Source organism: Micromonospora desertarenae, assembly GCF_056150265.1.
The window spans coordinates 344,345-366,230 of record NZ_JAXCFQ010000003.1; the positions used below are offsets into that span (position 1 = coordinate 344,345).

At 74.7% G+C, this 21,886-nt stretch carries 21 protein-coding genes; 8 read left to right on the plus strand and 13 right to left on the minus strand.

Annotated elements, in window-relative coordinates:
* Positions 1 to 5: 5 nt before the first annotated feature.
* On the minus strand, positions 6 to 497 hold the full coding sequence (gene coaD / locus SM577_RS07525; RefSeq protein WP_474586551.1) for a pantetheine-phosphate adenylyltransferase: 492 nt from the start codon (positions 495 to 497) through the stop codon (positions 6 to 8).
* Positions 494 to 1,057, minus strand: coding sequence for a 16S rRNA (guanine(966)-N(2))-methyltransferase RsmD (rsmD, locus tag SM577_RS07530; RefSeq protein WP_474586552.1), 564 nt, complete (start codon positions 1,055 to 1,057; stop codon positions 494 to 496). Before rsmD ends, coaD begins: the two co-directional genes overlap by 4 nt.
* 315 nt (positions 1,058 to 1,372) lie before the next feature.
* On the opposite strand from rsmD, the gene SM577_RS07535 reads away from it, so the two are divergent.
* On the plus strand, positions 1,373 to 2,875 hold the full coding sequence (locus SM577_RS07535) for a cell wall anchor protein (protein ID WP_302917772.1): 1,503 nt from the start codon (positions 1,373 to 1,375) through the stop codon (positions 2,873 to 2,875).
* Positions 2,876 to 3,229: 354 nt separating this feature from the next.
* Here SM577_RS07535 and recG read toward each other — a convergent pair whose 3' ends face one another.
* Together recG and SM577_RS07545 are read right to left on the minus strand one after the other, a co-directional pair.
* A complete protein-coding gene (recG, locus tag SM577_RS07540) occupies positions 3,230 to 5,428 on the minus strand; it encodes an ATP-dependent DNA helicase RecG (protein WP_474580392.1) in 2,199 nt (732 codons plus the stop codon).
* Positions 5,428 to 7,035, minus strand: coding sequence for a DAK2 domain-containing protein (locus tag SM577_RS07545; protein ID WP_302917774.1), 1,608 nt, complete (start codon positions 7,033 to 7,035; stop codon positions 5,428 to 5,430). Before SM577_RS07545 ends, recG begins: the two co-directional genes overlap by 1 nt.
* A gap of 273 nt (positions 7,036 to 7,308) precedes the next feature.
* On the opposite strand from SM577_RS07545, the gene rpmB reads away from it, so the two are divergent.
* Complete coding sequence (gene rpmB / locus SM577_RS07550) at positions 7,309 to 7,500, plus strand: 50S ribosomal protein L28 (protein ID WP_088963534.1); 192 nt, start codon at positions 7,309 to 7,311, stop codon at positions 7,498 to 7,500.
* A gap of 190 nt (positions 7,501 to 7,690) precedes the next feature.
* Positions 7,691 to 8,944, plus strand: a complete 1,254-nt coding sequence (locus SM577_RS07555; protein WP_474586553.1) for an ATP-grasp domain-containing protein — start codon at positions 7,691 to 7,693, stop codon at positions 8,942 to 8,944.
* Between the two features lie 34 nt (positions 8,945 to 8,978).
* Here the strand turns inward: SM577_RS07555 and SM577_RS07560 are convergent, their stop codons facing one another.
* The gene (locus SM577_RS07560; RefSeq protein ID WP_302917776.1) at positions 8,979 to 9,440 is read right to left on the minus strand and encodes a GNAT family N-acetyltransferase; all 462 of its coding nucleotides are present in this window, start codon (positions 9,438 to 9,440) and stop codon (positions 8,979 to 8,981) included.
* Positions 9,441 to 9,469: 29 nt separating this feature from the next.
* Positions 9,470 to 10,408, minus strand: a complete 939-nt coding sequence (locus SM577_RS07565) for a thiamine-phosphate kinase (protein ID WP_474586554.1) — start codon at positions 10,406 to 10,408, stop codon at positions 9,470 to 9,472.
* 307 nt (positions 10,409 to 10,715) lie between these two features.
* Here SM577_RS07565 and SM577_RS07570 point away from each other — a divergent pair, with 307 nt between their 5' ends.
* Positions 10,716 to 10,949 (plus strand): Lrp/AsnC ligand binding domain-containing protein, encoded by a 234-nt coding sequence (locus SM577_RS07570; protein WP_013284547.1) that lies wholly within the window; start codon positions 10,716 to 10,718, stop codon positions 10,947 to 10,949.
* 9 nt (positions 10,950 to 10,958) lie between these two features.
* Positions 10,959 to 11,579 (plus strand): DUF3515 family protein, encoded by a 621-nt coding sequence (locus SM577_RS07575; protein WP_474586641.1) that lies wholly within the window; start codon positions 10,959 to 10,961, stop codon positions 11,577 to 11,579.
* 125 nt (positions 11,580 to 11,704) lie between these two features.
* On the opposite strand, the gene SM577_RS07580 is transcribed toward SM577_RS07575, so the two are convergent.
* On the minus strand, positions 11,705 to 12,805 hold the full coding sequence (locus tag SM577_RS07580) for a D-alanine--D-alanine ligase family protein (protein WP_302917778.1): 1,101 nt from the start codon (positions 12,803 to 12,805) through the stop codon (positions 11,705 to 11,707).
* Between the two features lie 238 nt (positions 12,806 to 13,043).
* Between SM577_RS07580 and SM577_RS07585 the strand changes: the two genes are divergently transcribed.
* Positions 13,044 to 14,366, plus strand: coding sequence for an ATP-binding protein (locus SM577_RS07585; RefSeq protein ID WP_474586555.1), 1,323 nt, complete (start codon positions 13,044 to 13,046; stop codon positions 14,364 to 14,366).
* Positions 14,367 to 14,446: 80 nt separating this feature from the next.
* Here the strand turns inward: SM577_RS07585 and SM577_RS07590 are convergent, their stop codons facing one another.
* The gene (locus SM577_RS07590; RefSeq protein WP_088995555.1) at positions 14,447 to 14,665 is read right to left on the minus strand and encodes a hypothetical protein; all 219 of its coding nucleotides are present in this window, start codon (positions 14,663 to 14,665) and stop codon (positions 14,447 to 14,449) included.
* Between the two features lie 280 nt (positions 14,666 to 14,945).
* Between SM577_RS07590 and SM577_RS07595 the strand changes: the two genes are divergently transcribed.
* Together SM577_RS07595 and SM577_RS07600 are read left to right on the plus strand one after the other, a co-directional pair.
* Positions 14,946 to 15,791 (plus strand): helix-turn-helix domain-containing protein, encoded by an 846-nt coding sequence (locus SM577_RS07595; RefSeq protein ID WP_302917780.1) that lies wholly within the window; start codon positions 14,946 to 14,948, stop codon positions 15,789 to 15,791.
* A 4-nt stretch (positions 15,792 to 15,795) separates the two neighbouring features.
* On the plus strand, positions 15,796 to 15,996 hold the full coding sequence (locus SM577_RS07600; RefSeq protein WP_302917781.1) for a DUF397 domain-containing protein: 201 nt from the start codon (positions 15,796 to 15,798) through the stop codon (positions 15,994 to 15,996).
* Between the two features lie 88 nt (positions 15,997 to 16,084).
* On the opposite strand, the gene SM577_RS07605 is transcribed toward SM577_RS07600, so the two are convergent.
* The 5 genes from SM577_RS07605 to SM577_RS07625 form a co-directional block, all read right to left on the minus strand.
* The gene (locus SM577_RS07605) at positions 16,085 to 17,137 is read right to left on the minus strand and encodes an ROK family protein (protein ID WP_474586556.1); all 1,053 of its coding nucleotides are present in this window, start codon (positions 17,135 to 17,137) and stop codon (positions 16,085 to 16,087) included.
* 237 nt (positions 17,138 to 17,374) lie between these two features.
* On the minus strand, positions 17,375 to 18,604 hold the full coding sequence (locus tag SM577_RS07610; protein ID WP_302917783.1) for a trypsin-like serine peptidase: 1,230 nt from the start codon (positions 18,602 to 18,604) through the stop codon (positions 17,375 to 17,377).
* Between the two features lie 154 nt (positions 18,605 to 18,758).
* Positions 18,759 to 19,547 (minus strand): putative protein N(5)-glutamine methyltransferase, encoded by a 789-nt coding sequence (locus tag SM577_RS07615; RefSeq protein ID WP_474586557.1) that lies wholly within the window; start codon positions 19,545 to 19,547, stop codon positions 18,759 to 18,761.
* Between the two features lie 165 nt (positions 19,548 to 19,712).
* Positions 19,713 to 20,849 carry a cystathionine gamma-lyase gene (locus SM577_RS07620; protein WP_474580398.1) on the minus strand — a complete coding sequence of 379 codons (1,137 nt, stop codon included), beginning with the start codon at positions 20,847 to 20,849 and terminating at the stop codon, positions 19,713 to 19,715.
* Between the two features lie 5 nt (positions 20,850 to 20,854).
* The gene (locus SM577_RS07625) at positions 20,855 to 21,853 is read right to left on the minus strand and encodes an NAD(P)H-dependent glycerol-3-phosphate dehydrogenase (protein WP_302917786.1); all 999 of its coding nucleotides are present in this window, start codon (positions 21,851 to 21,853) and stop codon (positions 20,855 to 20,857) included.
* Between the last annotated feature and the right edge of the window lie 33 nt (positions 21,854 to 21,886).

A 21,886-nucleotide genomic window follows, 5' to 3' on the forward strand; every position in this document is an offset into this window, starting at 1 on the left:
TGGGGTCAGCCGCGGGGGAGGTTGGGGGTCAGGCGGGTGTGGAGGGCGTGGCGGACCACGTCGGGGACGTGGGCGGAGATGTCGCCGCCCCACTTGGCCACGTCCTTGATCAGGCTGGAGGAGAGGAACGAGTAGAGCGGGTTGGTCGGCATGAAGAGCGTCTCGACGCCGGCCAGCCCGATGTTCATCTGGGCCATCTGCAACTCGTAGTCGAAGTCGCTGACCGCGCGCAGGCCCTTGACCAGGACGCTCGCCTGCTGGGCGCGGCAGAAGTCGACCAGCAGCCCGCGGAACGACTCGACCCGGACGTTGTCGTACGAGGCGGTCACCTCGCGGAGCATGTCGATCCGCTCCTCGACGGTGAACAGGCCGCTCTTCGACTGGTTCACCAGCACGCCGACGATCACCTCGTCGAAGAGCCGGCTCGACCGGCCGATGATGTCGAGGTGTCCGTTGGTGACCGGGTCGAACGAGCCGGGACACACCGCACGTCTCATGATCGGCGACCGTACCAAAGGGTGGTCTCGCCGTAACGGCGACTTCGCTCGGCGGTGACACCCGGCACCCACTCGACCGGCCCGGTCCGGCTGGAGCGTTCCACCACCACCAGCGCGTCCGGGGCCAGCCAGCCGCCGTCGACCAGCGCGGCCAGCATCGCGGTGACCTCCACGTCCGGCAGCGCGTACGGCGGGTCGGCGAAGACCACGTCGTACGGGCCGCCCTCCGGGCCGGCCGCCAGCACGGTGCCCACCTTCCCGGTGACCAGCCGGGCGGCCGGGGCGGCGCGCAGGGCCGCCACGTTCTCCCGGATCACCCGGGCGGCCCGCGGGTCGGACTCGACCAGCAGCACGTGCGCGGCGCCCCGGGACAGCGCCTCCAGCCCGACCGCGCCGGAGCCGGCGTACAGGTCGGCGAAGCGGGCGCCGGTCAGATCGACCTCGGCCTGGACGGCACTGAACAACGCCTCCCGGACCCGGTCGGACGTCGGCCGGGTGCCCGCGCCGGGCGGCGCGGCGATCCGCCGGCCACCGAGCGTCCCGGCGACGATCCGGGTCACCGTCTCCTCCTGCTCATGGCCCCGACGCTACGCGAGACCGGGGGACCCGCCGACGACACCGCCGGTATGCGCGTCGCGCCGGCCCGGCCACCCTTCGTATATCAATGATCTCGCATTCATAACATCATCCTTAGGTCCCGCTGAACGCTGTAACGCACGCGGCGATCTCGCTAGGGTCTGCCGGGTGTCGGCGGTGGACCGCCGGCCCAGGCACGGAGCGGCGCCCGCACCGGACGCGCACCGAGGCACCCGCGACCGTCCGAACCGCCCCACTCCGCGCCCACCCCCTTCAGCTTCCTCACCCCGGGAGTACGCGTGATCCGTACCAGAGCGTCGCTGCGGCGACCACTGGCCGTACTGGGGGCCGCCTTCCTCGGCCTCACCGCGGCCGTCGCGGTGGCCGCGCCGGCCAGCGCCCACCACACCACCATCACCGCCACCGCCGACTGCGACGGGCTCACCGGCGAGCGGGTGATCACCTGGACGGTGGAGAACAGCGAGCGGGACAAGGCCGCGACCCTCAAGACCGTCACCGCCGACCCGTCCACCCCGGTGAACCTGGCGGCCGACACCACCAAGCCGCTGCAGGGCGCCGTCGTCCCCAAGGGCGGCTCGGTGCAGGCGGTGCAGCGGGTGCCCGGCGACACCGCCGGCGCGAAGCTGACGATCTACGCGCTGTGGAAGAAGAACGGCCAGGACCGCACCAACGAGGGCAGCATCAAGCTGGGCGGCGACAAGCCCTGCACCCCGGCGCCGAAGTGTGTGGACGCCAGCAAGGCCAAGTACAGCCACACCTTCGACGGCCCGAAGGGCACCGCGACCGTCAAGCTCGACGGTGACCTGCCGCTCTGCGGTGACAGCAAGCAGTACTTCACGCTGGTGTCCTACTTCGCGCCGCGGCCGCAGTTCGCCACCCCGCAGTACGTCTACGGCACGCCGGACAGCGACTGGATCGGCGGCACCCAGACCGAGATCGACCTGAAGGTCGAGATCCCGGACTGCCACACCCAGGTGGACCTGATCTGGGGCGGCACCGACGAGATCATCGACCCGCTGGTCGAGGGCGGCAAGCGGTACGGCGACAAGAAGCTCGGCTCCAAGGGCGCGCCGGGCAACCGGTCCACCGGCCCGCATGGTGCGTACAACGGCGGCGACAAGAGCTGCACCACCCCGGCGGCCACCTTCGCGTCCAACTGCGACGGCACCGTCACCGTGTCGCTGAGCAACGACGGCAAGATCTCGAAGTACCCGGTCGAGTTCGAGGTCCGGGGCGAGAACGGCTGGTCCAAGAAGGTCACCGTCGAGCCGGGCAAGGCCGACAACGGCACCGTGGTGCCGGCCGAGAACGCCGGCAAGGTCGAGGTGCTGGTCGACGGCAAGGTGATCGAGGACGGCAGCTACTCGTGGCAGCGTCCGGAGGACTGCCCGCTGCCCACCATCACCACCAAGGCGGACTGCGAGACCTTCACGCTGACCGCCACCAACCCGGAGGGTGGCCTGCCGGTCAAGGTGGTCTTCACCTACGGCAAGGAGACCGAGACCCGGACCGTGCAGCCGGGCGACTCCGAGACCGTCACCTTCAAGGCCGGCAAGGACGACACCGCGCTGGTCGTCCTTCCCGAGCTGGAGCTGGAGATGGAGGCCGTCTACGCCCCCGAGGGTGACTGCGGTGGCGGTGGCGGCGGTGGCGAGGAGCCGGGCCTGCCGGTGACCGGTGCGGCGGCCGGCGGCATCGCCGCGGGCGCGGTCGCCCTGCTCGCCCTGGGCGCGGTGCTCTTCGTCGTCGCGCGGCGTCGGCGGGTGCGCTTCACCGCGTGAGCTGAGCCGAGCTGAGCGCTGAGGGCGCGTCGACCCACCCGGGTCGGCGCGCCCTCACCATGTCCCGCCGGCACGGCCACCCGCCGCGCCGGCCCGGCACGCGGCGCGAGCCGATGCCGGTGCTGCCGCGGACCCGCTCCGCCGCATGGCACGAGCGGACGATGCCGACACGGACCACCGCCGCGCGGCACGCTCACCACCACAGGGCACGGGCGGACGGTCCTGGCGCGGGCCGCCGGGATGCCACACCGGGACCCCCGACACGGCACTGACGAGGTGCACCCGCGCGGGTCGGCCTCGAAGCATCACCTGGCCAGCGCGCGCGACCGCACGAGAGGTACGGCGGCGCTCCGGTCAGCCCTTCTCCAGGTATTCCGCGCGCTCCTCGTCGACCAGGGCGGCCACCGAGGCGGCCAACGCCGGGTGCCGGGACAGCTCCGGATCCTCCTCGACCAGGGTGATCGCCTCGGCCCGCGCGTCGCGGATCAGGTCGGCGTCGCGCAGCAGGGAGAGCAGTCGCAGGTGCGAGCGGCGGCCGGACTGGGTGGCCCCCAGCACGTCGCCCTCGCGGCGCTGTTCCAGATCCAGTTCGGCCAGCTTGAAACCGTCGGTGGTGGAGGCGACGGCGTCCAACCGCTCGCGCGCCGGGCTGCCCTCGTTCGCCTCGGTGACCAGCAGGCAGAGCCCGGCGGCGGCGCCCCGGCCGACCCGGCCGCGCAGCTGGTGCAGCTGCGAGACGCCGAACCGGTCGGCGTCCAGCACGATCATCACGGTGGCGTTCGGCACGTCGACGCCGACCTCCACGACAGTGGTGGCCACCAGCACGTCGAGGTCGCCGGCGGCGAAGGAGCGCATCACCGCGTCCTTCTCGTCGGCCGGCAACCGGCCGTGCAGCACCCCGATCCGCAGCCCGTGCAGCGGCCCCTCGGCGAGCAGCGGCGCCACCTCGGTCACCGCCAGCGGCGGCCGCCGCCCGGAGTCGTCCTCCCGCGGCGCCTCCTCCTCGGACGCCGGACCGTCACCGATCCGCGGGCAGACCACGTACGCCTGGTGCCCGGCGGCCACCTCCTCGCGCAGCCGGCGCCAGGCCCGGTCCAGGAAGGCCGGCTTCTCGGCGGCCGGCACCACGTGCGAGGCGATCGGCGACCGGCCGCGCGGCAGCTGGGACAGCGTCGAGGTCTCCAGGTCGCCGTAGACGGTCATCGCCACCGTGCGCGGGATCGGGGTCGCCGTCATCACCAGCACGTGCGGGGGCTGCTCGGCCTTGGCGCGCAGCGCGTCGCGCTGCTCGACGCCGAAGCGGTGCTGCTCGTCGACCACGACCAGGCCCAGGTCGGCGAAGTCGACCCCCTCGTAGAGCAGGGCGTGGGTGCCGAGCACGATGCCGGCGGCGCCGCTGGCCACCTCGGCCAGCGCCCGCCGGCGGGCGGCCGCGCCGAGCGAGCCGGTGACCAACTCGACCCGGGTGGCGTGCTCGGCGGCGCCCAGCTCGCCGGCCCGGCCCAGCGGCCCGAGCAGGTCGAGCATGCCGCGGTGGTGCTGGGCGGCGAGCACCTCGGTGGGGGCGAGCAGCGCGGCCTGCCCGCCGGCGTCGACCACCTGGAGCATGGCGCGCAGCGCCACCACCGTCTTGCCCGAGCCGACCTCGCCCTGCAGCAGCCGGTGCATCGGGTGCGGGGTGGCCAGGTCGGCGGCGATCTCGGCGCCCACGTCCCGCTGGCCGGGGGTCAGCTCGTAGGGCAGCCGGGCGTCGAAGGCGTCCAGCAGGCCACCCGCGCGCGGCGGGCGGGGGCGGGCGGGCCAGTCGGCGGCCCGGTGCTTGCGCTGCACCAGGGTCAGCTGCACGGCGAACGCCTCGTCCCACTTCAGCCGCCGCCGGGCCCGGTAGAGCTCCTCCTTGCTGGACGGCCGGTGGATCTCGCGCAGCGCGGTGCCGAGCCCGACCAGGTTGCGGCTGGCCCGCACGGTGGCCGGCAGCGGATCGTCCGGCGGGGTGAAGGTGTCCAGCACCACCCGCACGCAGCGGGCGATCACCCAGGTCGGCACCGCCGCGGCCGCCGGGTAGACCGGGATCAGCGCGCCGGCGAACTCCTCGATCTCCTCGCTGGCCGCCGCCTCGCCGTCGCCGCCCTCGCCGAGCAGCACGTACTCCGGCCCGTTGAGCTGCCGCTTGCCCCGGAACTCGGTGACCTTGCCGGCGAACAGCCCCCACCGGCCCGGCCGCAGCTCCCGCTCCCGCCACGCCTGGTTGCCGAAGAAGGTCAGGGTGAGCAGGCCGCCGGAGCCGTCGCCGACGGTCACCTCCAGCAGGTTGCCGCGGCGCTGGCGCATCGGGCGTACGGCGGTGCGCTGCACCTGGGCCAGCACGGTGACCTGCTCACCGACGTCCAGCGAGCGGATGTCGGTGTGCTCGCCGCGCTCGTCGTAGCGGCGCGGGAAGTGGTAGACCAGGTCGCCGGCGGTGTGCAGGTCGAGGTGGCTGGCCAGCGCCTTCGCCGTCTTCTCGCCGACCAGCTTCTTCAGCGGCGTGTCCACCGTGGCCGTCTCGGGCATCACTCGACCCCCACCAGGAGCGGATAGTGCGGCTGGCCGCCCGGATAGGCCTGCACCTCCACGAACGGCCAGTGCCGCCCGACGTGCTCGCGCACCGCCTCGGCCAGCCCGTCCGGGGCGTCCGCGCCGGCGAGCAGGGTGACCAGCTCGCCGCCGCCGCCGAGCATCCGGTCGACCATGGCGACGCAGGTGTCGAGCAGGTCGGCGCCGATCAGGTGCACCTCCCCCTCGACCAGCGCCAGCACGTCGCCGGGGCGGCACGGGCCGGCGACGGTGAGCGCCTCGCGGCTGGCGTAGCAGACCTCGGCGTAGCGGCAGGCGCCGGCCGCCTCGGCCATCGCGATCACGTCGTCCTCGAAGCGCCGTCCGGGGTCGCGTACGGCCAGCGCCGCCAGCGCCTGCACCGGCGAGCGGGTCGGCACCACGCTCACCTTGACGCCGAGCCCGTGCGCCTCCCGGGCGGCGGCGCTCGCCACCGCCTGGGTGTTCGGGTCGTTGGGCAGCACCACCACCCGGGCGGCCCCGGTCGCCCGGATGGCGTCCAGCAGCTCGCCGGTGGAGGGGTTGCCGGGCACCACCGTCGCGCCCTCGCCGCCGAAGAGCTCGGCGATGCCCGCGCCGGCGGCCACCACCACGGCGGCCCGCCCGTCCGCCGCCACGGCGGGTGACACCGGTGCGACCTGGTCGGCGAAGCGGGTCACCGAGATCCGGTGCGGCCGGCCGGCGACCACTCCCGCCTCGATGGCCGCCCCGACGTCGTTGACGTGCACGTGCACGTTCCAGGTGCCGTCGCCGTCGCCCACCACGACCAGCGAGTCGCCCAGCGCCGCCAGCTCCGCCCGCATCCGGGTCACCGCCGGCTCGTCGGCGTCGAGCAGGAACTGCACCTCGTAGGCGTACTCGTCGGAGCCGGTCTCGCGGGCGGCGACGGCCGGCGGGCGGGCCGCCGGCCGCGCGGACGCCGGCCGCTGCGGGCTCTCCCCGGTGATCACTTCGACCAGCGCGTCGAGCAGCAGGCAGAGCCCGCGCCCGCCGGCGTCGACCACGCCGGCCCGGGCCAGCGCGGGCAGTTGCTCGGGGGTGCGGGCGAGCGCCCGGGACGCCTCGCCGGCCGCCGCCCGGGCGACCGCGCAGAGCTCGTCGCTGTCCGCCCGCTCGGCCGCCCCGGCGGCCGCGGCGACGACGCTGAGCAGGGTGCCCTCGACCGGGCTGGCGACCGCGGCGTAGGCGGCGGTGGTGGCGTCGCGCAGCGCGACCGCCAGCTCCCGGCCGCGCACCGCTGGCCGGGCGGCCAGCGCGTCGGCGAAGCCGCGCAGGATCTGCGACAGGATCACCCCGGAGTTGCCCCGGGCGCCGAGCAGCGCGCCACGCGCCATCAGCCGCAGCGCGTGACCGTGCGGGGTGGGCCCGTCGTCGGGAAGGGTGTCGAGGTCCATGGCCAGCGCCTGCTGGGCCGAGGTCAGGGTGAGCACCAGGTTGGTGCCGGTGTCGCCGTCGGGCACCGGGTAGACGTTCAGGTCGTCGATCTCGCCCTGGTGCCGCTTGAGCGCGGCCAGCCCGCCCGCGCACCAGCGGCGGACCGCGGCGGCGTCGAGGGTGTCCAGCACGGCGTGAAGCCTACTGGCGCGCACCGACACCCGCCGGGCTCGGCCGGACCGCCCCGGCGTGTCCCGGCTACCACCGGTGGGCGGCCGGGCGCGCTACCCTTGCCGGGCGTCCCGTCACGCCGCGGGCCGCTCCCCCCGCCACCCCGCGGGCCCGCACGGCCCGGGCGGACCGGGCCGGTTGGGCAGGGCGGCGGGTCATCGGGTAACCTGGCCAGGTTGCCCGGGCACCGCCTGGCGGCGACCTCATGAACGTTTCAAACCCAGGAGTATCCCGTGGCTAGCGTGTGCGACGTCTGTGGCAAGGGGCCGGGCTTCGGCCACAACGTGTCCCACTCGCACCGGCGGACCAACCGCCGCTGGAACCCGAACATCCAGTCGGTGCGGACCCCGGCCGGTGGCGGCAACACCAAGAAGATGCAGGTCTGCACCTCGTGCATCAAGGCCGGCAAGGTCACCCGCGCCTGACGCGGTAACGCCGACCGACATATTCGCCAGCGCCGGCGGGCCCTCGTGGCCCGCCGGCTCTGTCGTGTCCGGGCACCGGCGTTGACCGGTACGCGACGCTGCGTCGACGCACCCGCACCGGTCCGGTTAGGGTCTGCGTGCGCCGGCCGTCCCCTTCCCGGCGCGCACCCCCGAGCACGGAGGACGACTGGTGCAGCTGGACCTGGGCCGAGACGAGATGATCATTGTCGGGGCGTCGATCGGCATGCTGCGCTGGTACGCCGAGGAGCTGCCGGCCGGCTCGGTGGTCCTGGTCGAGGAGCCGGACGTGATCCAGCGGCGCGGCATCGAGCAGCTGGCGGGCGAGCTGGCGTTCATCTCCCGGGTGGTGGCCGCGCGCTACCAGACCGGCCTGGACGCCGCCGCGCTGGTCGCCCGTGAGCCGGGGCTGCGCTCCGCCCGGCTGGTGGTGCCCGGACTGGAGTACGCGGTCGGCGCGGCGGCCCGGCTCGCCGCCGAACTCGGCCTGCCCGGCGCCGGGGCGGCGGCCGCCGACATCTTCTCCGACAAGCACCGGATGCGGCTGCTCGCCGCCGACGCCGGACTGGCCAACCCGGCCTTCGAGCTGGTCGGCACGGCCGCCGAGGCGGTGGCGTTCGCCGAGCGGCACGGCGGCCGGTGCGTGCTGAAGCCCACCCGCCGCTCCGGCAGCCTCGGCGTCCAGATCATCACCGACCCGGCGGAGATCACCGACGCCTGGGCGGCCACCGCCTCCCCGGAGGCGCCGCCCGAGGCGACCGACGGGCTGCCCACCGGGGTGCTCGTCGAGCAGGTCCTGGCCGGGCCGGAGCACAGCGTCGAGCTGCTGGTCGCCGACGGCGAGGTGATCTTCGGCAACGTCACCGACAAGCGGGTGTTGCCCGGACGCTGCCCGGTGGAGACCGGGCACACCGTGCCCACGGCCCTGCCGGCGGCCACCCGCCGGGAACTGCTCGCGGTGGCGGCCCGGCTGGCCACCGCCGCCGGCTTCCGCACCGGCGTGCTGCACAGCGAGTGGATCCTCGCCGACGGCCGGCCGACGCTGGTGGAGTGCGCCGCCCGGCTGCCCGGCGACATGATCACCGCACTGATCTCGATCGCCTACGAGTGCGGGTTCATCGAGGCGTACCTGCGCACGCTGCGCGGCGAGCGGCCGGCGCTGCGGCCCCGGCCGACCGGCGCGGCGGCGGTGGAGTTCCTGCTCGCCTCCCCCGGCACGGTCTCGGCCGTCGACGGGCTGCGCGACGCCCGCCGGGTGCCGGGCGTGCTGGACGTGCAGGTGGAGGTGGCGGTGGGCGACACCGTGACCGAGGTGACCTCCTCGCTGCGGCGCAGCGGCCACGTGCTGGCCTGGGGCATCGACGGCTCGGCCGCCACCGACGCCGCCGGCAAGGCCGCCGAACAGATCCGGATCACCACCGGCTGACGCCGCCGGTCACGGCCCCGCGCGGGGCGGTGGCTCAGAGGGTACGGCCGAAGGAGAGGCAGCCCGGCTCGTCCTTGTAGAAGCCGAAGTTCGGGATCCGCTCGTAGCCGGCCGAGGTGTACAACCCGATCGCCTCGGGCTGCCGGTCGCCGCACTCCAGGATCAGCCGCTTGCGCCCCTGCTCGCGGGCGGACCGCTCGACCGCCGCCAGCAGCGCCCGGGCCACCCCCCGGCCGCGCGCCGCCGGCGCGGTGTACATCCGCTTCAGCTCGGCGGTCCCCTCGCCGTGGCTGCGCCAGCCGCCACAGCCGACCGGCTCGCCGTCGAGCCTGGCGATCAGGAACGCGCCGCCGGGCGGCTCGAACTCGGCGGCGTCGACCGGGGTGTCGTCGCCGCTGCCGCCGTACCGGGCGCCGAGGTCGGCCAGCGCGTCCCTGATCAGGCGCTGCGCCTCCGGCGAGTCGAAGCGCGCGGCGTGGATCTCGATCTCCGTCACGGAGTAAAGGTTACGACCGCTCGGGGCCCTTACCGGAAGTGGTCCCAGCCGGTGACCCCCTGGTACGGCTCGCCGTCGACGGTGACGCCCTCGCCGGCCACCACCCGCCCGACCGGGCGCCACTGCTCGGGCAGCGTCACCTCGGGCGGGAAGGTGGCGGCGAGCGCGTGGTCCTCGCCACCGGCCAGCAGCCAGGCGTACGGGTCGACGCCGAGCGCCTGGGCCGCGTCGCGCATCTGCCGGGGCACCTCGAAGGCGTCCCGGCGCACGTCGATGCCGACCCCGCTGGCCCTCGCCACGTGGCCGAGGTCGGCGAGCAGCCCGTCCGACACGTCGATCATGGCGGTGGCGCCCAGCCCGGCGGCCTGCGGGCCGGCCGCGTACGGCACCTCCGGGCGCCGGTACGCCTCGACCAGCAGCCGCGGCGTCCGGAAGCCCCGGGAGAGCACGGTCAGCCCGGCCGCCGCGTACCCGGTGCGACCGGCGAGCGCGACCACGTCGCCCGGCCGGGCGCCGGAGCGCACCACCGGCGCCCGACCGGCCAGGTCACCCAGGGCGGTCACCGCGATGGTCAGCGTGGGGCTGCCGGACATGTCGCCGCCGACCACGCTCGCGCCGACCGTCGCCGCCTCCGCGGCCAGCCCGTCGGCCAGTTCCTCGGTCCAGCCGACGGCCAGGTCCGCGGGGATGCAGAGGGCCACCAGCAGGGCGGTCGGGGTGGCCCCCATGGCCGCGATGTCGGCCAGGTTCGCCGCCGCCGCCCGGTGCCCCACGTCCCGCGCCCCGGACCAGTCCCGGCGGAAGTGCCGCCCCTCCACCAGCACGTCGGTGGAGGCCACCACCCGGGCGTCCGGGGCGGCCACCAGCGCCCCGTCGTCCCCGGGCCCGAGCAGCACCGTCGAGCCGGCGGACAGCCGGGCGGTGACCCGGTCGATCAGACCGAATTCGCCCACCCCCGCGACGCTCATGCCGGCACTCCGCTCCGCCGCCGGCCGCCAGCAGGCAGAAACCCGCCGAGCCCGGTGATCCGCGCGCTCGTGCCGGCGCTCCGCCCCGCCGCACGTGCCCACGGCACCGTCGCGCAGCGCTCGATGATCCACTCCCTCATGCCGGCACCTTCCTCGCCGCCGGCGCCGCACCCGGTCCGACGCCCCGCCCGCTCCTGCCGCGCTCGCTCACCGCTTCTCCTTGACCACCGATAGGGATCAGACCTGGTCCGTAAGGTACTTTCTCCTCTCGGGCCGCTCGCGGGCGGCGACGGACGGAGGTCGAGTCGTGGTACAGGCGTACATCCTCATCCAGACGGAGGTCGGCCGGGCGCGTGACGTGGCCGGTCTGATCGCGGACCTTGCCGGCGTGGTACGGGTCGACGCCGTCACCGGGCCCTACGACGTGGTCGTGCTCACCGAGGCGAACACCGTCGACGAGCTCGGCAAACTCATCGTCAGCAAGGTGCAGATGGTGCCCGGCATCACCCGCACCCTCACGTGTTCGGTGGTACGGCTGTAAGTGGACAAGATCACTGATTCTCCCCGCCCGGAGGCCGGCGGGGCGGAGAGCCCCGCGCCCACGACGCCGGACGGCACCAACCGCCGCGCCGCGCTGATCGCGACGCTGGTCGCGCTCCCGGTCACCGTGCTGGTGGCCGGGCTCGCCTTCGTCCAGCTCGCGCCGGACGAGCCGGCCCCGTCGCCGAGCCCCTCGGCGACGACCGCCCGCGCCCAGTCCACCGCGCCCGTGGAGATGGCCGCGCCGGCCCTGGCCGAGCGCCCCGCCACGGTGTGCCGCGCGCTGCTCTCCCAGCTCCCGCCGAGCGTGCGCGACCTGCAGCAGCGCCCGGTCACCGCCGGCCCGGAGCAGAACGCCGCGTACGGCGACCCGGCGCTGACCGTCGCCTGCGGCGGCGCCGAGCCGGCCGTGGGCGCCACCGACGACGTCTGGCTGGTCAACAAGGTGTGCTGGCACGCCACCGAGCAGACCGACGCCACCGTGCTCACCACGCTGGACCGGGAGACCGCGGTCACCGTCCGGGTGCCGCGCGCCTACGAGCAGCCGTTGCAGTGGATCGCGCCGATCGCCGACACCGTGGTCGCCGCGGTCCCGTCCGGCGGCGAGGCCCCCACCGGCTGCCAGGGCTGACCCTCCCCCACCCACACCTGGCGCACCCCTGGACCCGGGCGTGCACGTTCACGGAAAGAGTGGCTTCCCACGCTCGGGAGGCCGCTCTTTCCCCAAAAGTGCGGGCGGGGCGACCCGCGCGCGGGTCAGTGGAGGCCGACGCCGCGGGTGAGGGCGGTGCGGATGAGGCGGTCGACCAGCTTCGGGTACTCCAGGCCGGAGGCGGCCCACATCCGCGGGAACATCGACGTCGGGGTGAAGCCGGGCATCGTGTTGATCTCGTTGAGGTAGACGTCCAGCTCCGGGGTGACGAAGAAGTCGACCCGGGCCAGCCCGGCGCAGTCGAGCGCGGTGAACGCGCGGACCGCGTACTCCTGCACCTGCCGGGTCACCCGGTCGGGCAGGCCGGCCGGGATGTCGTACTCGCAGGCGTCGTCGAGGTACTTGGCCTCGAAGTCGTACCAGTCGTGGTCGGCGACCACCCGCACCTCGGCCAGCACGGACGCCTCGGGCGCTCCGCCGGCCTCGCCCTCCAGCACGCCGCACTCGATCTCGCGGCCGACGATCGCCCCCTCGACGAGCACCTTGGGGTCGATCTGCCGGGCGGTGGCGACGGCCGCGTCCAGGTCGGCCCAGTCGTCGACCTTGGTGATGCCGAACGACGACCCGGCCCGCGACGGCTTGACGAAGACCGGCAGGCCGAGGCGCTGCTTGTCCTCCTCGCTCAGGGTCATCCCGTTGCGCAGCACCGCGTACGGGCCGACCGGGATGCCCTCGACGGCGCAGAGCTTCTTGGTGAACTCCTTGTCCATCGCGGCGGCGGAGGCGAAGACGTTCGCCCCGACGTACGGGATACCGGCCATCTCCAGCATTCCCTGGATGGTGCCGTCCTCGCCGTACGCGCCGTGCAGCACCGGGAAGACCACGTCCACGTCGGCCAGCGCCCGGGGACCCTCGGTGGGGTCGAGCACCATCAGCCCGTTGCCGGTCGGGTCGGCGCGCAGCACGATGTCGGTGCCGGACTCGGCGGTGATCTCCGGCAGCCGGCGCGAGTTGATCGCCAGCTGCGACGGGTCGCCGTTGGTCAGCACCCACTGCCCGGCCCGGGTGATGCCGACCGGCACCACCTCGAACTCGTCCGGGTCCAGCGCGCCGAGCACGCTGCCGGCGCTGACGCAGGAGATGCCGTGCTCCGGGCTGCGGCCGCCGAAGACGATCGCCACGCGGGTCTTGCCTGGGGTGGTCACTCCGGTCACCTCTCGGTACGCGACTGCGGGCTGGCGCTCACCCGGTTGACCTTACTGTGCGTGGCCGGAAACCGATGCCGATACCCGAGGAGACGCGAGGGGCCAGGACAACCGGTCACCGCGTGCTTTACGGTACGTGATCGGGCGCTGGACGCGCGGGGCCCTGCTGGGCGCGCTGGACGGCGGCGGGGGCGAGGGTACGCCGGCATCGGCGGGCGCCCACTACGCTGCTCGTCCTATGAGCCCTGATCCCCTCATCGCCTCGCTCTCGGCGGCCCTCGACGCCCGCCCGGACGACCTGCCGCTCCGACTGCACCTCGCCGCGCTGCTGCTCGACGCCGGCCGGTCCGGCGAGGCGATCGCGCAGATCGGGCAGGCGCTGGCCCGGGATCCGGGCAACGGCGAGGCCCAGGCGCTGATGCAGCGGGCGCTGGCCCCCGTACCCCCGCCCCCGGCGACCCCGCCGGCGCCGGCAGCCCCGCAGCCTCCGACCGCCCCGCAGTCGCCGCCGGCCCCGCACGCGCCGGCGCAGCGGCCCGCGCCGGCCGGGCCGGACGTGCCGCCGGCGGCCGACGGATCCGACCCGCTGGCCGCGTACGAGCAGGAACTGGCCGATATCGTGCCGCCGCGCTTCGCCCGGGCCGGCGACGAGCCCGAGCCGGTGACCGGCGACGCCGACCGGGTGTACGACGTGGAGGTCTCCGGGATCCGGCTGGCCGACGTGGGCGGCATGACGGCCGTGAAGGAGCGGTTGGAGCTGGCCTTCCTCGGCCCGCTGCGCAACCCGCAACTGCGCAAGATGTACGGCAAGAGCCTGCGCGGCGGGCTGATGCTCTACGGCCCGCCCGGCTGCGGCAAGACCTTCCTGGCCCGGGCGGTGGCGGGCGAGATGGGCGCCAAGTTCATCTCGCTGTCCATCGTGGACGTACTCGACATGTGGATGGGCAACTCGGAGCGCAACCTGCACGAGCTGTTCGAGGCGGCCCGGCGCAACGCGCCCTGCGTGCTCTTCCTCGACGAGATCGACGCGCTCGGCCACAAGCGCTCCCAGGTCAGCTCCAGTTCGATGCGGACGTTGGGCAACCAGCTGCTCGCCGAACTGGACGGCATGGAGGGCAACAACGAGGGCGTCTTCGTGCTGGCCGCCACCAACACCCCGTGGGACGTGGACCCGGCCCTGCGCCGTCCGGGCCGGCTCGACCGGGTGGTGCTGGTGCTCCCGCCGGACGCCGAGGCCCGCCGGGCGATCCTCGAGTACCACCTGCGGGACCGGCCGATCGCCGGGATCGACCTGCGCAAGGTGGTCGCCGGGACGGAGGACTTCTCCGGCGCCGACCTGGCGCACCTCTGCGAGACGGCGGCCGAGTTCGCGATGGCGGACTCGGTCCGCACCGGCGAGGTGCGGATGATCGAGCAGCGGGACCTGGAGCGGGCGCTGAAGGAGGTGCGCCCGTCGACCCGCCCGTGGATGGCCACCGCGCGGAACGTGGCCATGTTCGCCAACGAGGGCGGCGTCTACGACGACCTGGTGGCGTACCTGAAGCGGCGCAAGCTGCTCTGAGCGCGGGGCGGCCCGGCGGGGCGCCGGGCCGCGCCGCCCGCCGGGCCGGGCTACCACCGCGCGTGCGCGCGGGCCGTCCCTCAACCGCGGGCGTGCCGCCGGCCGATGGCGATCACCTTGACCCGCTGCCGGCCGGCCCGCACCATGCCCAGCGCCATGAACGCGCCGGCGATCCGCTCGGCCGCCTCCCGGCTGCTCGCGCCGACCACCTGGCGGCGCCGCTCGGGACAGGTCCGCTCGTTGCGCCAACTGCCGTCGATCGGGCGGACGTCCGTGAGCACCACCAGGAACCGGGTCATCGCCGGCCGCCGGCGCACTCGGCGGGATCCTGCTGACCAGTACGCACGTCGAGTCCCTTTCAGTGTGCGGCCGCCAGGTGGCGTGGCACGCGGCGGTCGGGTACGGGGGAGAAACCCGACCGCCGCGCGCCCCATCCCCTCCGGTCGCTCACCGCCGCCGTCGCCACGACAACCGGCGGTGAGGACGCGATGACAGATTGACACCTTCACAGCCATGAATGCAACTCTCATCGGCGTTCTCTCATGTACTAATTCCCGATACGTGTGCGACCATCGATGCATGGCCCCCAAGACCGCGCGTGCCCGCCGGCTCGGCATCGCGCTGCGCACCCACCGGGAGGCCGCCGGGCTCACCCTCGAGGCGGCGGCCGACGAGATCAACAGCACCCGGAGCACCCTCTCCCGCTACGAGAACGCCCAGACGCTGGTCAGCCCGGCCACGGTGCGCGCCCTGCTCACCCTCTACGGGGTCGCCCCCGACGACGTGGCGGCGGCCGTGCAACTGGCCAAGGACGCCCGCAAGCCGGGCTGGTGGGTGTCCTACTCGTACCTGCTGGACCGGCGCACCATCGACTTCATCGCGCTGGAGGCCGAGGCGACCGGGATCGCCAACTTCGAGCCGTCGGTGGTGCCCGGGCTGCTGCAGACCGCCGACTACATCCGCGGCGTGATGCGGGGCGGCCCGCACACGCTCGGCGACGACCAGGTGGAGCAGCGGGTCCAGCTGCGGCTGGACCGCCAGCAGCGACTCACCGCCGACGAGCCGCCGATCCTCGACGCGATCATCGACGAGGGCGCGCTGCTGCGGCCGGTGGGCGACCGCGGCGTGATGGAGGGCCAGCTACGCCATCTGCTGAAGATGGCCGAGCTGCCCAACATCACCGTGCAGGTGATCCCGCTGGCCGCCGGCTACCACCGGGGCACCCGGGGCTCGCTGCACATCCTGGAGTTCGCCGACCCGGAGGACCCGATCATCGCCTCGGTGGAGACGGTGGCCGGGCAGATGGTCCTGGACCGGCCGGGCGACCTGCGTACCTGCACCAAGATCATGGAACACCTGCGGACCGTCGCGCTCAGCCCGGCGGACAGCCGCGACCAGCTCCTCCAACTCCTGAAGGGACGGTAGGACCATGACCCCGACGATCAGCGCGGCGCTGGCCTCGGCCGGGTGGCGCAAGAGCAGCCACAGCGGCGACGAGGGAGCGTGCGTGGAGGTGGCGGCGATCCCCGGCACGGTGGCCGTCCGCGACTCCAAGGACCCGGCCGGGCCGGCCCTGCTCTTCCCGCCCGCCGCCTGGGCGGCCTTCGCCGCGGCGCCGCCGCGCCGCTGACCGTCCAGGCGCCGACGACGCGCCGCTGACCGTCCGGCGGCCGCCGCGCCGCTGACCCTCGCACCGCCGCCGCGCGGCGGGTCGGCGCTCAGCCGCCGACCAGCGGTCGCGGGGCCGGCTCGGCGCGCAGCGCCTCCAGCGCCGCAATCGCCGCGCCCCGGGCGCCGGCCATGTCCCGCTCCGGCACCAGGGCGAAAGTGGCCACCGCGGCCTGCTCCGCGCGCAGCACCGTGTGCTCGCGTACGGTCGCCAGGAACCAGTCCCGGAACTCCGGCTCCGCCTCCACCACCCCGCCGCCGACGAAGTACGCGTGCGGGTCGGTGAAGTTCGCCGCGACGGTGAAGAGCCGGCCGAGCGCCATCGCCTGCTGCGTGAAGACCTCCCGGGCCAGCGCGTCGCCCCGCTCCCCGTAGCCGCGGACCAGCTTCGCCGCGCGGGCCGGTGGTTCGGCCGCGAGCGGGTGCCCGGGATAGCGGGTCAGCCAGTACGGCAGCAGGTTGCGGGCGATCCCGGTCAGCGAGGCGACGCTCTCCGCGTCCCCGGCGAAGCCGCAGGCGCAGGTCGGCACGGGTTGGTCGGGGGCGAGCAGGCCGGTGAGCGGGATGTGCACGTGGCCCAGTTCCCCCGCCATCCCGGCGGCGCCGGCCACCACCCGGCCGCTCTCCACCACGCCGCCGCCCAGCCCGGTGCCGACGATGGCCGACACCGACGAGCGCCGCATCGCCTCGCCGCCGAAGTACGCGTGGTGGGCGTAGAGCGCGGCCGCGTTCCCGTCGTTGTGGTAGACCACCGGCAGCCCGAGCCGCCGCTCCAGCGCGCCGCGGACGTCGAACCCGCGCCAGGCCGGCTGGGAGAAGTTGGTCGACCCGCGCGACGAGATCACCCCGGTCGCGCTGGCCGGGCCGGGGGTGTCCAGGCCGACCGCGCGCACCTGCCCGCGCGGGACCCCGGTCAACGCCAGCACCCCGTCGAACGCGCGGGCCAACGCCTCGATCGCCGCCTCCGGGCCGGCCAGCACCTCGCTCGGGATCTCCACCAGCCCGTTCACCAGGAACCGACCGTCCACGGTGAGCACCGTGGCGTTGTTGCTGGTGCCGCCGTTGTCCAGGCCGACGACCACCGGACCGTCCACGCCGCCCACCGCGCCGCCTCCCGTCGTAGTGACCTGCCGGAAGGCTAGTTCCCGAGGCCCGGCTCCGCCATGCCCGCGCCGGCCACGCCCCGGCCCGCCGGCCGCGCCGGTCAGACCCACGACACCGGCGTCGCCGGTCAGGCCCGCCGCGGCGACGCGCCGGCCGACGGCGGACACCGGCACGGGTCCGGGCCGGACACCGGCGGCCGCCGGAACGCGTCGCGCTCCGGCGGCCGGGGTGGTCGGTCAGCCGTTGTCGATCAGGCTGGCGATCTCGTTGTAGATGAGGTGGGCCTTGGCGCCCTGGTTGGACGGGCAGCCGCCGAGGTGGTGCAGGGCGATCACCCGGTGGCTGCCGTTCAGCACCGGAGAACCCGAGTTGCCGCCCGAGGTGTCACAGCTGTAGCTGATGTTCCAGGTGTTGTAGTTCGCGTTCTTCACCGTGCAGAGCGCGCCGCCCTGGGTGTCCTCGTAGATCGACAGCCGCTTCGGCCGGCCGTCGCCGTGCCCCGGGATGTACATCCGGGTGCCGGTGGTGGTGGCGCTCGTCGCCAGGTAGAGCGTGCCGAAGCCCTGGATGCTGGCGAAGTTGTTGACCGAGTACAGGGTGTAGTCCAGTTGGCTGGAGCCGCCGGCGCTCACCTTGTACAGGGTGGCGCCGCTGACCTTCGTGCCGGCGCCCGGGTTGTTGCCGCCGCAGGTGGCGCACTGGTAGTTGAACTGCATCTCGCTGCCGCTGACCGTGGCCTGCGTCGACATGCAGTGCTTGTTGGTCAGCATCCGGTTGGTGTTGCCGACCCGCCAGGTGGTGCACATCCCGCCGCCGCTGATCAACAGCCGGGCCACCGCGTTGCCCCGGGCGTACTCGGTGGGGTGGCTGCTCTGGTAGCAGACCACGTCGCGGCGGGCGTCCGTGCTGCACACCGACTGCGTGGAGAAGTTGTACTGGCCGATCTCCGCGGCGTCGTACCCGCGCCAGAGCCGGTCGATGGTCGCGGCCTCGCCGCCCGAGCGGCGGCTGCTGTGCAGTTTCACCACCGCGGTGTCGCCGTCCACCGACATGGCCCAGAAGCCCGGCCGGCCGTCGGTGGTGTAGTCCGAGCCGGTGGCCCGGTTCAGGGAGCGGTCGTACCGGTAGCTCTCCCGGCCGTCCGGGCTGGACACCGTGACGTAGTCGCCCGGGGCCAGCCGCAGCGAGCTGAAGTGCACCTTCACGTACGCCGCGCCGGGGTGCCGGATGACCTGCGTGCGGCCGTCGCGGGCGTAGGACAGCGAACTGTCGACCGTGCGCAGTTCACCGACCGTGGTGACCCCCTCGGCGGAGAACTGCTCCGACTCGGGAGCCCGCTGCGACTGTGGCGCGAGGGGCTGGTCCGGATCCGCCGCGACGGCGGGTGCCGACACCAGGCTCAGCCCGAGCGCGCCGGCGGCGAGCGCGACCGCCGCCGTGCGCATGCGGAGTCGAGATTGCTTCATCGTCGCTCCTCCCCAAGGAGGCGGCCGGTCGCCGCCCTTGCCGCCTTCATACCGGAGCCGATCGATACATACAAGATTATCTATACCGCGGTATGGCCGGCGTGCCGGCCCGCCCGGAGCTGTCCGGAGCTGTCCGGGCGGGCTGGCGGCCGGATCAGGCGGGACGGCGGGCGGTGACCGCTGTCGCCTCCAGGTCGTCGTCGCGCAGCACGGTCGGCACCAGGCCGGCGGCGGAGAGCATCGCGCACAGCCCGCCTACCTGCCCGGCGCTGGTCTCCACCGCCAGGTGCCCGCCCGGAGCCAGCCACTCGGCGGCGCCCGCGGCCACCCGGCGCAGCACGGCCAGGCCGTCCGGCCCGCCGTCGAGCGCCACCGGCGCCTCGTGCAGCCGCGCCTCCGGCGGCATCAGCGCCACCGCCGCCGTCGGCACGTACGGGGCGTTGGCCACCACCAGGTCCAGCCGTCCCCGCCAGGCCGGCGGGACCGGGTCGAACAGGTCGCCCTGGTACACCTCGACGCCGGAGCCGGCCAGGTTGCGCCGGGCGCAGGCCACCGCCGCCGGATCGATGTCGGCGCCGGCCAGCCAGCGCGGCGCGAGCCGCCGGGCCAACGCCAGGGTGGTGGCCCCGGAGCCGCAGCAGAGGTCGAGAACGGCCGCCGCCGGGCCGGTCACCGCGACGGCGGCGTCCACCAGCAGCGCGGTACGACCGCGCGGCACGAACACGCCGGGGTCGACGGCGACCCGCATGCCGCAGAACTCGGCCCAGCCGAGCAGGTGCTCCAGCGGCAGGCCGGCCACCCGGCGGTCGACCAGGTCGGCCAGCGCCCGCGGCGAGTCGGCGGCGGCGATGAGTAGGTCCGCCTCGTCCTCGGCGTAGACGCAGCCGGCGGCGCGCAGCCGGCGCACCAGGTCGGAGTGGTCGAAACGGTGGCGCGATGTCATGGGGTACCTCCGGGAAACGCTCGTCGGCGCTCCCGGCCCGCCTACTCGGCGGCGACGTGGGAGGGAGCGCCGGTCCGGCTCGTCTGGTGGATCGGACTCACCTCCTCGGGTCGGGGCCCCACCCGGGCCACGGACGGGCCCGGTACGGGCCACCGAGACGATAGCTCAGCCGGCGGTCGCCGTACCGCCCGGTCCGGCGGCGTCCAGCGCGGCGGTGACGTCGGCGACCAGGTCGACGGTGTCCTCCACGCCGCAGGAGAACCGGACGAAGCCGGGGCCGGTGGCGTCGCCCCACTGGGCCCGCCGGTCGGCGGTGGTGTGCAGCCCGCCGAAGGAGGTGGCCGCGAACACCAGCTTCGCGGCGTCCAGGAACCGGGCCACCCGCTCGGCGTCGCCGAGGTCGAAGGAGAGCACGCCGGGTATCCGGCGCATCTGCGCCGACGCCACCCGGTACGCCGGGTCGCCGGGCAGCCCGGGCCAGCGCAGCCCGGTCACGTCCGGGCGGTCGGCGAGCAGCCGGGCGAGCGCCTCGGCGTTCGCGGTCTGCCGGGCCAGCCGCAGGTCCAGGGTGGCCAGCGACCGGTGCGCCAGCCAGGCGTCGAACGCGCCGGGGACCGCCCCGGTGGCGGACCGCCAGCCGGTGACCTTGTCGAGCAGTTCGGCCGACCGGCCGGCCAGGTAGCCGAGCAGCAGGTCGGAGTGGCCGGTCAGCGCCTTGGTGCCGGAGGCGACCACCAGGTCGGCGCCGAGGTCGAGCGGGCGCTGCCCGAGCGGGGTGGCGGTGGTGTTGTCCACCGCCAGCAGGGCGCCGGCGGCGCGCGCCTCGGCGGCCAGCGCGGACACGTCGGCCACGTCCAGGCCGGGATTGGCGGGCGTCTCGACCAGCACCAGGCGGACCCCGTCGAGCGACGGGTAGGGGCCGGCGGTCGGCACGAAGCGCACCCGCACCCCCAGCTCCTCCAGGGTCCCGGTGGCGAACGACCGCACCGAGTAGTAGCCGTCGGCGGGGAGCAGCACGGTGTCCCCCGGCCGCAGCACCGTCAGCAGCAGCCCGGTGATCGCCGCCTGTCCGCTGGCGAAGACCCGGCAGTCGCCGCCCTCGAGGTCGCCGATCGCCGCCTCCAGCAGCCGCCGGGTCGGGTTGTCCGGCCGGCCGTACCCGTTCGGCGCCGCCGCCGGGCCCTGCCACGGGTCGAGGTGGTACGGCGCCGCGAAGACCGGTCCGGGCAGGAACGGCTCCCCCGGCACCGGCTCGGGCAACCCGGCGTGCACGCATCGGGTGCCGTCGTGCTGATCGGCCATCTCACTCACTCCGGTTTGGTCGTACGACTCATCAGGGCGGCCACGGCCAGCCGGGGGTCGACCCCCTCGTGGCACACCAGTTCCACCTGCTCGGTGATCGGCATCTCCACCGCGTGCGCCCGCGCCAGGTCGCGGATGGCCAGCGCGCTCTTGACCCCCTCGGCGGTCTGCCGGGTGGCCACCCGGGCCTCCTCCAGCGTGGCGCCCCGGCCGAGGTGCTCGCCGAAGGTGCGGTTGCGGGCCATCGGCGACGAGCAGGAGGCGACCAGGTCACCCATCCCGGCCAGGCCGGCGAAGGTCAGCGGGTCGGCGCCGAGGGCCACCCCGAGCCGGGCCGTCTCGGCCAGCCCTCGGGTGACCAGCATCGCCCGGGTGTTGTCGCCGAAGCCCATCGCGGTGGCGATGCCGTACGCCAGGGCGATCACGTTCTTGACCGCGCCACCCAGTTCGCAGCCGATCACGTCGTCGTTGGTGTACGGGCGGAAGTACGGCGTGGTGATGGAGCGCTGCACGAGCGTGGCCCGGTCGGAGTCGGTGCAGGCCACCACGGTGGCGGCCGGCTGCTCGGCGGCGATCTCCGGGGCCAGGTTGGGACCGGAGACCACCACCACCCGGTCCGCCGCCACCCCGGCGGTCTCCACGATCACCTCGCTCATCCGCTTCGTGGTGCCCAGCTCGATGCCCTTCATCAGGGAGACCAGAGTCGCGTCCGGGTGCAGGTGCCCGGCCCAGCCGGCGAGGTTACCCCGCAGCGTCTGCGACGGCACGGCCAGCACCACGACTTCCGCGCCGGTGATCGCCTCGGCGGCGTCCCCGGTGGCGGTCACCCGCGCCGGCAGCACCAGGTCCGGCAGGTACTCCGGGTTACGCCGCTCGGCGCGGATGGTGTCGGCCACCGGCTGTCGGCGGGCCCAGATGGTGACGTCCCGCCCGGCGTCGGCGAGGATCTTGGCGAACGCCGTCCCCCACGAACCGGCCCCGAGCACCGCGACGTGCCCGCTCATGCCGGCACTCCGCCGCGCCGCGGGCCGCCCTGC

Excerpts from the sequence above, each read along its gene's own strand:
- coaD (WP_474586551.1), bottom strand. The coding sequence starts at position 497 with ATGAGACGTGCGGTGTGTCCCGGCTCGTTCGACCCGGTCACCAACGGA.
- recG (WP_474580392.1), bottom strand. The coding sequence starts at position 5,428 with ATGCCCGAGACGGCCACGGTGGACACGCCGCTGAAGAAGCTGGTCGGC.
- SM577_RS07565 (WP_474586554.1), bottom strand. The coding sequence starts at position 10,408 with ATGAGCGTCGCGGGGGTGGGCGAATTCGGTCTGATCGACCGGGTCACC.
- SM577_RS07585 (WP_474586555.1), top strand. The coding sequence starts at position 13,044 with ATGAGCCCTGATCCCCTCATCGCCTCGCTCTCGGCGGCCCTCGACGCC.
- SM577_RS07590 (WP_088995555.1), bottom strand. The coding sequence starts at position 14,665 with ATGACCCGGTTCCTGGTGGTGCTCACGGACGTCCGCCCGATCGACGGC.
- SM577_RS07595 (WP_302917780.1), top strand. The coding sequence starts at position 14,946 with ATGGCCCCCAAGACCGCGCGTGCCCGCCGGCTCGGCATCGCGCTGCGC.
- SM577_RS07600 (WP_302917781.1), top strand. The coding sequence starts at position 15,796 with ATGACCCCGACGATCAGCGCGGCGCTGGCCTCGGCCGGGTGGCGCAAG.
- SM577_RS07610 (WP_302917783.1), bottom strand. The coding sequence starts at position 18,604 with ATGAAGCAATCTCGACTCCGCATGCGCACGGCGGCGGTCGCGCTCGCC.
- SM577_RS07615 (WP_474586557.1), bottom strand. The coding sequence starts at position 19,547 with ATGACATCGCGCCACCGTTTCGACCACTCCGACCTGGTGCGCCGGCTG.
- SM577_RS07620 (WP_474580398.1), bottom strand. The coding sequence starts at position 20,849 with ATGGCCGATCAGCACGACGGCACCCGATGCGTGCACGCCGGGTTGCCC.
- SM577_RS07625 (WP_302917786.1), bottom strand. The coding sequence starts at position 21,853 with ATGAGCGGGCACGTCGCGGTGCTCGGGGCCGGTTCGTGGGGGACGGCG.